Genomic DNA, 12,561 nt, shown 5'->3' on the forward strand with positions numbered 1-12,561 from the left:
AGCAAACATTATAGCCAATGTAAGCTGATTTTCGAAGGTTTATAAAGAATAATCTGCTCTAAAATTTAGATGATAAATAAATGAATAAGCTATTTAAATTATAGTCATTTATTGATAATGTGTTAGTATTTTTTCAGCACTGCCGGCTTTATAAATTGCTTTATTAGCGCTTAGATAAATCGTATTTTCTTCGCTTGCAATAGTAACATTAATAACACCTGGTAAAGATTGTAATGTATTAATTAATTTCTCTTCCACATGTTTATTCATATTAGGTTTAGCGAGAATGATATTAATTCGATGCGCATGAATAGTCATCGGCAAGGCAATAATAAACCACATTAATCCTAGTAAAGCATTTGTAATAAAAATAGCGTGAATACCTAGATATTGATATAAAACACCGGCGCTAAAACCGCCAATAAAAATACCCAAAAACTGACAGCTGGAATAGACACCCATAGCAGTTCCTTTATTATTTGCACTCGCTTGTTTAGATATTAACGAAGGTAGGCTTGCTTCAAGAATATTAAAAGCAGTGAAATAAAGGAGCATAACAAAGCAAAAAGAGAGCCACTCACTGTGTGAAAATATAAGAATAAACTGGGCAATTGCAGTGGCTATTACAGCAGTTAAAAAAATAGGCTTCATAAATTGCTTTTTTTCAGCCAGAAAAATAAGCGGTACCATAAGTACAAAAGAAAGAACCATTAAGGGTAAATAAAAGTGCCACTGATGAGTTAAGTGGCCTAGCTTTAACTGTTGCTGTAATAATAGAGGTATAGCAAAGAACGTAGCCGTTAAAATAAAATGTTGCAAGAAAATACCAAGATCTAAACGTTGTAAGTTTCTATCAATAAGCGTCATTTTTAATAGTGATACTTTAGCTTCACTATCTGTATGAAAACGTTGTGTTTGCGGATTAGGAATTACGCCGTAAAGCATTACTAAACCAAGAAGTGCTAATAAGGTGGTTAGATAAAAAATACCGGATAGGCCATAATAGTGGGCAATTGCAGGACTAAGTACCATCGCTAGACTAAAGGAAATACCGATAGTCATCCCTATAACAGCCATTGCACGCGTTCGTTCCTCATCCACGGTTAAATCAGCAAGTAAAGCAATTAACACACTACCAATTGCGCCCATACCCTGTAAGATACGGGCAATAATCATCCCATAAATAGAGTGAGTTAAGGCGCCTACTAGACTACCAATAGCAAATAAAATTAAGCCAATAGCTATTATTTTTTTTCTACCATAGTAATCAGATAAAATACCAAAAGGCATTTGTAATAACCCTTGGCTTAAGCCATAACTGCCGAGGGCAATACCAATTAAAGTAGGTGTGGCATGATTCAATTGGTTAGCAAGGACTGTAAACACGGGGATTAGCATAAACAGGCCCAGCATGCGAAACGAGAAAATAGCTGCAATTGGAAAAGCGCTTTTTGACCAAGAATATTTCATGTAAATTTAAATAACTACGTTGAACGTGAAATAGTACAAAGTTGAGCTGGTATGTACAAGTTGTTTTTCCGTTAAAACAATCAAACATGTTTTTTTAGAAGCACCTCAACAGCATTAGCTGTTAATGGTTCACTTAATAAAAATCCTTGAACCTCATCGCAATAACGCTCTTTAAGAAAGTTAATCTGTTTTTGATTTTCCACGCCTTCTGCTACCACCTTAAAATTTAAGCTTTGCGCCATAGCAATAATGGCTTGAATAATAACTTCATCACTTCGTGATTTACTAATATTTTTTATAAATGACTGATCAATTTTTAAGCGATCGAATTGTATTCGCTTTAAATAGTTTAAGCTTGAGTTCCCTGTACCAAAATCGTCAAGAACAATTTTAACACCAAGATTTTTTAATTCTTGCAGCATACTTTGTACTTCTGGATTGACAATAATAACGTTTTCGATGATTTCAAGTTCTAAATATTGCGATTCAATTTTATATTTTTGTAAAACTGCTGCTAAACGTTTAGCAAAATTTCGTTGTTGTAGTTGTTGTGATCCAATATTTATAGCCACTCTAATCCAAGGTAAACCTTGTGAATGCCAAGTATTCATTTGTTGGCAGACTTCATTAATGATTAAATCTCCGAGAGGAATAATTAGTCCAGATTCTTCAGCTAAGGGAATAAATTCATTCGGTAATAATAGGCCTCTTTTAGGATGTTGCCAGCGCACAAGTGCCTCAACAGCTAACAGATCTTGATTTTGCACGTTAAATTGTGGTTGATAAAGCATGAAAAATTCATGGTTTTTAATAGCGGCTCTAAGTTCTGCTTCCCTTTGTAACTGTTTACTTAAATATGGATTAGCTTTGCGAGTATAAAATTTAAATTGATTTCCTCCTTTTTGCTTCGCTTGATACATAGCGACATCAGCATTTTTAAGCAGTGTATTGGCTGTTTTACCATGATAGGGATAAACGCTGATGCCTATACTAGGGGGCATAATTATTTCTTGATTGCCTACGGATAATGGTTTATTTAGTGCCATTATAATTTTTTGAGCAACATTAGCTGCTCCTTTCCCATGTTCTAAACCTGTTAAAATGATGACAAACTCATCGCCGCCAAGCCGAGCTAACGTATCTTGAGAGCGGATTAAAGGAGCTAATCGTTTTGCAACTGCTTTTAGTAATTTGTCGCCTAAGTGATGTCCCCAACTATCATTAACTAATTTGAACCGATCGAGATCTATAAATAACACAGCACAGTGACTGTCTTGCTGTGCACAAAATCTTATAGTATTAATAAGTTTTTCATGCATAAGCGTTCTATTAGGTAATCCCGTTAACGGATCATGCGTTGCTTGGAATTGTAGTTTTTTCTCTAAAGAGGCTTTTTCAGTAATATCTCTAAAACTATAAATTCGTCCTACTATTGTTGTATCAATGCAATGTGGTTGCGAATAATATTCGAATGCTTTATTATTTTTTCCTTCAATTATTTGCAGGTTACTTTCGCTTATATTTTCTTCTAAGGAATGTACTTGATTAGCAAAATCTTCTGGGTAAAGCAGTTGTTCTAAAATAGATTCTAAAATTAATACAAAATTTCTAGTGTGTAAGACAGGTTCCGAGATATTCCACATATGAACAAACTGCTGATTATAATCTACTACCTTTTTAGTAAGATCGGTTACTAAAATGCCGTCAGTACTAGAATCTATTGTCGCCCTTAATAAGGATACTGATTGGTTAAGAGATTGAGTACGCTCTGCGACAATTTGACGTAAGGATTCTGTATGCAAGTTAACTTCTTTAGTCAAAAGCCATTTTCTAGTAAGTGCACTAGCAAGCTGTCGAACAGCAACTGTATCAAACGGTTTTTTTAAGATCAAAAGGTTATCTGATAAACCTAACTGTTGTACTGTTTCTTCCCAAGAATAATCTGAGTAGGCAGTACAAATAACTACTTGAACATTAGGATCTATTGCCCAAATATGTTTAATGGTTTCTAAACCGTCCCAGCCTGGCGGCATACGGATATCAACAAAAGCTAGGGCAAATGGCTTGCCTTCTTGAATGGCTAACTTTATCTTTTCTACCCCTTCTTGACCTTGCTCTGCTGTTTCTATTTCGAATACGGGTAAGGGATTTTGTTGTGCTTTATTTGTAGAAGTATTCCCAAATAATTCTTTATCTAATTCAGTCAACTTGGTTTTATTACTTGAAGTGGCTAGGACCTTTATAAAATCTTGATGAATTGCTGGATTATCATCAATTATAATTATTCGAAATTCAATTAATTGCTTACTCATTGCTGCACCTTTTTATAAGAAAATTTTCCTTAAAGTAGTGCCAGAAAAAGATTAAAATAAAAGCTCTTGTGGAATCTAGGCTTAAAGATTTATTTATATTACAACCAGTTAGAGGGTAGAATTGTAATATTTTAACATCCATTATATGGCCCTCCTTTCTATATTATTTTTTGCATTAAACATCCTGTTTGATATTAAATATTCAAGAATTCAATTTGATTAATCATTTGTCTAAATATAGCACGAATACGAGACAAAGGTTGTAGCAATAGGCCTAACTAAGGGTAGGATGTACTTTTGCGCAATGATGAAAATAACTTAACATTTGACAGTTACTAATATTGACGTTAGCTTTAGCCCTACATTTAGATTTGGACGATAATATGAGTCTCATTTTTAATAATAAAGTTGCATTAATTACCGGCGGTGCTCGAGGTATCGGTCGTGCTACTGCATTAAAGTTAGCTAAAGCAGGTAGCGATATTGCTATCGTTTATTACAGTAGCTCTGATGAAGCACAACAATTAGTAAGGGAAATTCAAGCGCTTGGGCGCAAAGCAATTGCTATACAAGCGGATGTGGCAGATCATCAATCAATTAAAGAAATGTTTGTAGAGTTTCGCAAGTCTTTTAATGAACTTCATTTTTTAATTAGTAATGCTGCAAGTGGTGTGCTTAAATCAGCTTTAAAAATGTCGACAAAGCATTGGCGTTGGTGTCTAGAAACGAATGCACTGGCTTTAAATCATTTAGTACAAGAAGGAAAGGATTTAATGCCTAAAGGTAGCGCTGTAATTGCTCTGTCTAGTTTGGGTGCGCATCGGGCTATTCCTAATTATGCTTTCATCGGCGCATCAAAAGCAGCATTAGAAGCATTAGTTCGCTCGCTTAGTCTTGAGTTGGCAGCGTTTGATATTCGTGTTAATACTGTTTCTGCTGGCGTAGTTGATACTGATGCACTGAAATATTTTCCTAATCGTGAGCAATTGCTTGATGAATCGCAATCTCGCTCATTGGCTTCTCGGCCTTTAAATCCAGAAGATGTGGCTAATACGATCTACCTTTTATGCTTACCGGAAGCTCAAATGATTAATGCACACACCTTAGTCGTTGATGCTGGCTATAGCCAAGTGGGGTAGTTGTTTTGCTTGGTAATGATGAAGGTTAAAAATAGGAAAAAATCCTTATATATAACGCATAGCTCGGCATTAAAACTTTGTGATATACTCCTTAAATTTACCATTTAGCAGAATTCGAGGATATAAAATGAATGTAGAAAGCGTTTACCCAAAGGTAAGGGAAATTATCGCTGATGTTCTTGTTATTGATGAAGATGAAATAAAATTGGACAGCCGGCTTATCACTGATTTAGGTGCTGAATCAATTGACTTCCTGGATTTAGTTTTTCAATTAGAAAAAGAATTTGGTATTAAAATTCCCCGTGGACAATTAGAAAAAAATGCGCGTGGTGCACTTGCTGAAGATGAATTTGAAAAAGGTGGTGTGTTAACTGAGCAAGGAATGCAAGCATTAAAGGATTATTTAACTGAAGTTCCTGCAGCTTACTTTAAACCGAATTTAAAAGTAAACGAAATTCCAATGCTTTTTACAGTCGAAACGTTTTGTAAGCTCGTCATTAATGCTGTCAATACTAATAAATCTTGCGAAACTGTTGCCTGATGCGTTTTTTATTTGTTGATCAAATTCTAGAACTCGTGCCAGGTACCATGATTCGGGGCATTAAACATATCACGCCTGATGATGGTTATATCTATAAAAATGAAGAGGGGCAATGCTATTTTGCCTCTTCTTTAATTGGTGAAACTTTAGGCCAGCTTGCGGCGTGGAATGTTATGTATACTAATAACTTTACTAAGCGCCCGGTAGCAGGAATTGTTGCTTCAGCTCATTTGTACCGACAAGCTTATATTGGTGAGACACTCCTATTAGAATCAACTATTGATTCCTTAGATGATCAGGCTGTCCAATATCATAGTGTTGCCCGTATTGGTAATGAAGTCGTCTTTGAAGTAGATGGTGCTTTGGGGCCTTTATTACCTATGGAAAATTTTATTAGTCAGGAAGAAATACGTCGCCAGTTTAATGAAATTTATCGCCCAGGCGACTGGTCTCGCTATCAAGAATTATTTGCTATAGATGGCGATGCTATTGCTAATTTAGGAATACTAAATCCATTTGAAATATCTTTTGATAAAATTATTGACTGTAAACCCGGTGAATCAATGACAGCAGTCAAACGAATTAGCCGTAGTGCTCCTTATTTTCCAGATCATTTTCCTAATAAACCTGTTTTACCTATGACAATATTATTAGAATGTAAATTAAATTTAGCACATTTATTTTTACAAAAAGCAGAGTTAATAGATCGTTACCAGGTTTCAGAATTACGTAAGATTAAAATGAATGAGTTTGTCTATCCGGGCGATGTATTGTATTGTTATGTGTCTTTTGTGCAGCAAAATGAGCAGGAGTTGATCTTACGGTTTCGTAGTGAAGTTGACAGTAAGAGAGTATGTATTTTAGATGTCGTTATGACTGCAAAGGATATTTAAATGAATAAACGAAGAGTTGCAGTAACGGGCTTAGGTGTTGTTTCACCTTTAGGGCATAATATTGACTCTACATGGCAAAATTTATTAGCAGGTCAATCAGGCATTGCACCAATACAGCAATTTGACGCGTCAGCTTTTCCTACTTATATTGCCGCTGAGGTAAAGCCTTTCCAACCTACCTATCAAAAAAGTAAACATAATCGTTTTGCTATGCATTTTACACATTTTGCCCTCGAAGCAGCAGAACAAGCCTTTATTGATGCGGGTATTAAACCTACTATGGCTGATGCTGAACGCTGGGGCGTTGTTACCGGTAGCGGAATGATGACTGCTGAATTTAATTATTTGCATCGATTTCAACAAACTTGTGCCTTAGATGGCGACATTGATTGGAAATTATTACAACAACAGGCAGATGAATTTTACCAATTAACTGATTTTGGTAAGACAACGTCAAATTCAGGTTTATCGTTACTTATCCAACAATTTAATATTCGTGGTTATGCTGGTTCAGTGCATACGGCTTGTGCATCGGGTGGACAAGCTTTAGGATTGGCAATGCAAGTAATTCAACGTGGAGAAGCAGATTTTATATTAGCTGGTGGTTTTGATTCAATGATTAATCCCCTAGGCCTATCTAGTTTTTGTTTATTAGGTGCTTTATCTACTTATAATAGTACGCCTGAATCAGCAAGCCGGCCTTTTGATAAAACCCGTAATGGTTTTGTGTTAGGAGAAGGCGCTGCTTTCTTAATTTTAGAAGAATGGGGAAAAGCTAAAGCACGCGGTGCAAAAATATATGCTGAATTAGCTGGGGAAGGTAATTCATTAAGCTCTTATCGTATTACTGACTCTCACCCCAATGGTGATGGCGCTATTCAAGCAATTGAGCGAGCCTTATATGATGCAGGAATAGATGCAACTGAAGTTGATTACATTAATGCTCATGGCACCTCTACTAAAATGAATGACTTAAGTGAAACGAATGCAATTAAAGCTGTTTTTGGTGAACATGCCTATGGGTTACCTGTAAGTTCGACCAAAAGCCAAACTGGCCATTTGATTGCTGCAGCAGGCGCTTTAGAAGCAGTTTTGTCAGTCTTATCTATTGAACATCAACAAATTCTTCCCACTCGTAATTTAACAACACCTGATCCTGAATGTGATCTAGATTATGTCACTGATGGACCTCGCGAGAAATCGTTAGGTGTTGTACTATCTAATTCATTTGGGTTTGGCGGCTCAAATAGCTGTTTGCTGTTTAAGCACCCTGAATTGAGAGGATGACTTAAATGAGCAATGAATGTAACAATCGTGTTTTTATTACAGGTTTAAGTGCTTTAACTGCTTGTGGTGATACGGCTGAATCGACATGGGATGCTGTTTTAGCAGGGCAGAGTGGATTAGAGCAAATTAACTACTGGGATATTTCTTCTTGGCCTAGCTCAATAGGTGGTGAATTAAAAAATTTTAATCCCGCTCGCATGTTACCTGATCGAAAGTTAATTAAAGTTATTTCACGTCAGGATGTGATGGGAATTTATGCGGCAATTAAGGCGGTTGAAGATAGTCAATTCTTAACATATAGAGAAAATTTACCAAACCAAGATATTTTTAACGAAAATACAGCAATTTATGTTGGCTCGCCTGGTAATAAATATTTTCAACAATATGATTTTTTACCTCTTTTAGCTAAAACAAATGGCAATATGGCTGAGTTTGCCAAACATTTATTTGAAGAAGTACACCCTATGTGGTTACTGCGTATTTTACCTAATAATGTTCTAGCTTATACAGGCATTACTTATAATTTTAAAGGTCCTAACCACAATATAACAAATCATGCTGTTGGCGGAACTCAGGCTATACTTGAAGCGTTTCATGCTATTAAAAGTGGACAAGCTGAGCGAGCTATTGTTGTTGCATATGATATGGGTGTTGAACCACAAGCGCTGTTTTATTATGACAAATTAGGTGTTATTAGTAAGAAGCATTTAAAACCTTTTGATAAAGAGCATGATGGTACACTGCTTGCTGAAGGTGCTGCTGCTATTGTTTTGGAAAGCCAAGCAAGTGTGCAAGCACGCGATGCATTTTGTTATGCTGAAGTATTAGGTGGTATGGCAGCAACAGAGGGAGCCGGTTTGTTTTCTCTAACCGATAAAGGTAGTCCCTTAGCTGAGTTACTTTCGAAAACTTTAGAATCCTTAAACCTTACCCCAGCAGAGATTGATTTGATTGTAGCTCATGGTAATGGCAATACAAAATCAGATGATACAGAAGCAGAAGCTATTAAGTCAGTGTTTAACGAATACCACGTGCCTGTGACTGCTTTCAAATGGGCTATGGGGCATACTTTATGTGCTTCAGGCTTAATTGACGCTGTTTTAACAACATATTCATTAAAAAATCGCTGTATACCGGGTATTGCTAATTTTTCCGAACTAGCAGCAAGCTGTAGTGATTTAAACATAAGTAAAGAGCACCGCTACTTACAAGACCGAAGCTCGATTGCTGTTATGATTAATCGAGGTTTTGCAAGTATGAATGCATGTTTGGTTATTAAATCGAATGGCTAACTTGGTTGAGAAAATTTCTAAATTACCTGTTTCATTAATAGGGCGCCTAATTTATAGATTTCTGCCTTATCGTCGTTCAGTTATTATGAGCAATATTAATCAAGTCTTCGGTGATCGACTAAACGAAGCCCAAAAGAAACATTTAGCCAGAGCTTTTTATTCTCATTTGGCTATTTCTATTAAAGAAACCATTTTATTGCGGTTTATGCGAGAGGAAACTCTAAAGGCACGCGTTGAAGTACGTGGCCATGAGCGCATGTTAGAGATCGTTGCTAAAGGGCGCGGTGTTCTCGTTTTAACAGGACATTTCGGTAATTGGGAATTTGCGCCGCTAGGTGGTGTTCTCAATTTTAAACAATTCCAAGGACAATTTCATTTTATAAGACGTACTTTAGGTAATAAAACAATAGAGCGAATACTTTTTCGCCGTTATTACAAAGCTGGCTTAAACGTTATCCCCAAGAAAAACTCGCTTCAACAAGTTTGCGATGCTTTAGAGAAGAATCATGCAGTCGTTTTTGTTTTAGATCAACATGCATCTTTAAAAAACAGAGATGGTATTGCGGTAGAATTCTTTGGCAAGAAAGCGGGGACTTATCGCAGTTTAGCAAGCTTTGCTCGTCATACAGGCATACCTGTAGTCCCGGCAGCAGGTTATCGTTTACCTAATGGACGCCACGTACTTGAATTTCATGAGCCCATTTTGTGGCAAGAATATACTAATACCCAAGAAGCAATTTATCATAATACCTTACGCTATAATCAAGCATTAGAGCGTATTATTCTCAAACATCCAGCGCAATGGATGTGGTTACATAAGCGCTGGAAGTTAAAAGATACTTAATTTTATTTAATACGTCCATGTAAGCAGCTTTAGTAGATTGAACTACTAGTTTGTATCTTTTGATCAACAGTTTGTTTAGGATTTCCTTCGGGGCTTTGAGGTCCAGATCGTGTTATATTGGCATTAGGCCCATGATTAATTTGAATATCTGCAATTGCCTTATTAAAAAATTGCGGCGCATAATTGTTATTATTGCCTGAATAGATAGCAACCGTTTTATTTTCCTCTTGGTCTTTAGAGGCTAGCACTACTTTATTATCATCTTTATCATTTGATCTTCTTTCTACTTGTTCCATGGATTCTCTAATAGCATGTAGAGCAGGCTTTAAGTTATAAATTAACTCAATGACCGTTTTTAAGATAGTACGTTGACGCAATTCGCCCTTCTCATAACGTTTAACATCATAGCCAATAGGATCAAGCAGCGGATCACCATGTTCAATATAATTACGTAGGCTTCGAATAGCTTCATAATCTTCGTTCAAGTACCTACAAAAACTGGCTTCTGCATAATGCTGAATTCGATCTAAATGCTGTAAGAGGTGCCCAGCATTATATTCAATAGCATCATTGAGCTGTCGATTCAGTTCAAGCTGATGAACAAGTGTTTTACGCCCTTGAAATTCATGATAGTACTCCCATTCATCCAGCGTTTTATAAGAGAGCCCTTTAATTAAATAACCTTCTTCGTAAAGAAATTCTTCAATATTATTTAAGGCTTCAATGGCTAAGCAAACTCGTTTAAACGGGTTTAATTGATGCTCACTTACAGGATCTTGTTTAAAGAGCTTCGCTAATTCTCTTAAGGTAGGAAAATGAATAAACTTACTTTCTTTTTCTAATTCTCTTTGTTTTGCTTGTTCTTCTAACTCTCTGCGCTTACGATTCCTTTCTTCTTCTGTTGTTTGAATTGCATCTGTTTTAGGGAAGATGGCCGCAAGCTTTTTATAGCGCTCTTTATTTTCTGCGCGAGGGGGCAGATAACGAAAAAGTTCTCCTTGTCTTTTTTTATTTGGAATAGGAATTTTGCCAGCAAAGATATTGCGGCATTCTTCAATGATTTCCTGTGGTGCCGCTTTCTCAATAAGAGCATCTATAAACAATTTTTCGTCTGCTTCCGATGTGCGTTGCGTTACTTCCGATTCCTCTTTCGGCTCATCATTTGCTAAAGAATTTATTTTAGTAGTATAGCGTTGTAGAATTTGTAACCATCGTTTTTGAGAGTCATATTCATACTTACCAATTTCCATTTCACGAGTTTTAAGAAGTTTAGGAATTGTGAGCCAAAACTTACTAACTTCACTTCCAACAATTTTTTCCAAGCGCGATATATCTGATAGTAATAAATCGATTTTATGTTTGTTATCTCTTTCGTCAGGATGACAAAGGCCATCTCTTACTGTTACAAAAGCGCCCCAATCGATAGTTTCATCCAAATCGGTCACTTCTCTAGAAAGCTTTTTACCAGTACATAATTCTCCTATTGCTTGTAAGCGCCGTAAGGCCGCATGTTGACCAGATTTTTTAGTTAAATCAAAACGCTGTTGATATTGCTTGTCATGTGTGAATCCTGTATCAATTATAAGTGCATTATTATTGCTCAATTGTTTGTTTTCATATAATTTAGACTCTTCATGCTCTGAATAGTTAAACAAGTTAAGTAAATTAAGAAGAGTTAAAGTATCGCCTATATGACTGGTGAAGGCTTTAGTAGCAACTAATGATATAGGAGTGATAGGTATATTCTGTAGTTGGGATTGATTTGTTAATATATTTTCAAAAAAGTTCCGTAAAACTGGAAGATCAGCACTAATAATAGAAGGGACAGCATCCTCAACGATTTCTTCTAAATCTCTACATTCATCGTAAAGCCTTAAGAAGGTATCAGGATAGGCTTTGTTGGGATCATCTAGAGGCAACTGCATAGGTAATAAAATATAACAGTTATCATTTTTAATTCGTATTAAACCGCCTAACAATTCAAAGGTATGCCAAGTAAAAGGCGCAGGGCCAAAAAGTTTTTTATATTGTTCCCGAAATGAACCGGATAAGTTACGGATTGTTATACAAATGCTTTCTAAATGAGTTCGTGCTTGTTGTAAAGTAAGATCAAAAATAACACGTTCTTCAAGTTCATTGCCAATAAATGTTACTGGAATTCGGTGTCCTGCGGCTATATCGTGATAACTTAAAATATGGTTTATTGTCTCTAAAATGAATTCTAACCTTTGTAAGTCATATTGAGCATTGTCATTATCTCGTTGAAAGCTATCTTTTGAAGGCAACTTACTAAATAAATTTTCAATTTTTGCCCGTTGTTGTTCGAAATCTGGCAAGAGATTATTTAAGGTTTTTTGCGCAAGATTATAACGATGAGCATCAAGTAAGGTATAATTTCCAGCTAACTTTTGATTAACATCTACTCCAGCATCTTTTAATAGATTAAATAAACCAATACTGTGATTTTCTATAGCATAAAAGATTGGACTTTTACCCAACTTGTCTTTTTTATTAAGATGTATTTGTATCCTATCTTTATAATTTAAAAGTGTTGCAATTAATTGCAGACGAGTGTTGTCATCATTTTTACACTTCTGGCAAAGAATTAGTAAAGCTTTGGTGTAGTTCTTCTTACTTACATATTTAAAAAAACGATCAAATGATTTGTTTGTTGTTATTTTTTTTAGATCAGACAGTAAATTGTGATGGGCTTGTTGGGTTGGCATTCATTTAACTCCAGAAAACTCTATTAAACTTGATAGTTAGTACTTAATAGTCCAAAC

Annotated in this window: 9 protein-coding genes; 6 read left to right on the top strand and 3 right to left on the bottom strand. The window is 35.8% G+C overall.

Going from position 1 to position 12,561, the window contains the following annotated elements:
* Nucleotides 1-108: 108 nt before the first annotated feature.
* Both E1P04_RS14130 and E1P04_RS14135 read right to left on the bottom strand, forming a co-directional pair.
* Complete coding sequence (locus E1P04_RS14130; protein ID WP_131783548.1) at nucleotides 109-1,470, bottom strand: MFS transporter; 1,362 nt, start codon at nucleotides 1,468-1,470, stop codon at nucleotides 109-111.
* A gap of 80 nt (nucleotides 1,471-1,550) precedes the next feature.
* A complete protein-coding gene (locus E1P04_RS14135) occupies nucleotides 1,551-3,782 on the bottom strand; it encodes an EAL domain-containing protein (protein ID WP_131783549.1) in 2,232 nt (743 codons plus the stop codon).
* A 383-nt stretch (nucleotides 3,783-4,165) separates the two neighbouring features.
* Between E1P04_RS14135 and fabL the strand changes: the two genes are divergently transcribed.
* The 6 genes from fabL to E1P04_RS14165 all read left to right on the top strand — a co-directional run bounded on the left by fabL (nucleotide 4,166) and on the right by E1P04_RS14165 (nucleotide 9,778).
* Nucleotides 4,166-4,921, top strand: a complete 756-nt coding sequence (gene fabL / locus E1P04_RS14140) for an enoyl-[acyl-carrier-protein] reductase FabL (protein WP_131783550.1) — start codon at nucleotides 4,166-4,168, stop codon at nucleotides 4,919-4,921.
* Nucleotides 4,922-5,048: 127 nt separating this feature from the next.
* Nucleotides 5,049-5,462: an acyl carrier protein gene (locus E1P04_RS14145; protein ID WP_131783551.1), complete on the top strand. Its 414-nt coding sequence runs from the start codon at nucleotides 5,049-5,051 to the stop codon at nucleotides 5,460-5,462.
* The gene (locus E1P04_RS14150) at nucleotides 5,462-6,355 is read left to right on the top strand and encodes an ApeI family dehydratase (RefSeq protein ID WP_131783552.1); all 894 of its coding nucleotides are present in this window, start codon (nucleotides 5,462-5,464) and stop codon (nucleotides 6,353-6,355) included. Before E1P04_RS14145 ends, E1P04_RS14150 begins: the two co-directional genes overlap by 1 nt.
* Nucleotides 6,356-7,642 (top strand): beta-ketoacyl-[acyl-carrier-protein] synthase family protein, encoded by a 1,287-nt coding sequence (locus tag E1P04_RS14155; protein ID WP_131783553.1) that lies wholly within the window; start codon nucleotides 6,356-6,358, stop codon nucleotides 7,640-7,642.
* 5 nt (nucleotides 7,643-7,647) lie between these two features.
* A complete protein-coding gene (locus tag E1P04_RS14160) occupies nucleotides 7,648-8,934 on the top strand; it encodes a beta-ketoacyl-[acyl-carrier-protein] synthase family protein (RefSeq protein ID WP_131783554.1) in 1,287 nt (428 codons plus the stop codon).
* A complete protein-coding gene (locus tag E1P04_RS14165) occupies nucleotides 8,927-9,778 on the top strand; it encodes a lysophospholipid acyltransferase family protein (protein WP_131783555.1) in 852 nt (283 codons plus the stop codon). Before E1P04_RS14160 ends, E1P04_RS14165 begins: the two co-directional genes overlap by 8 nt.
* Before the next feature lie 29 nt (nucleotides 9,779-9,807).
* Here the strand turns inward: E1P04_RS14165 and E1P04_RS14170 are convergent, their stop codons facing one another.
* Nucleotides 9,808-12,504: an ankyrin repeat domain-containing protein gene (locus E1P04_RS14170; RefSeq protein ID WP_131783556.1), complete on the bottom strand. Its 2,697-nt coding sequence runs from the start codon at nucleotides 12,502-12,504 to the stop codon at nucleotides 9,808-9,810.
* Between the last annotated feature and the right edge of the window lie 57 nt (nucleotides 12,505-12,561).

Source organism: Legionella gresilensis (assembly GCF_900639865.1).
GTDB classification, from domain to species: Bacteria; Pseudomonadota; Gammaproteobacteria; order Legionellales; family Legionellaceae; genus Legionella_C; species Legionella_C gresilensis.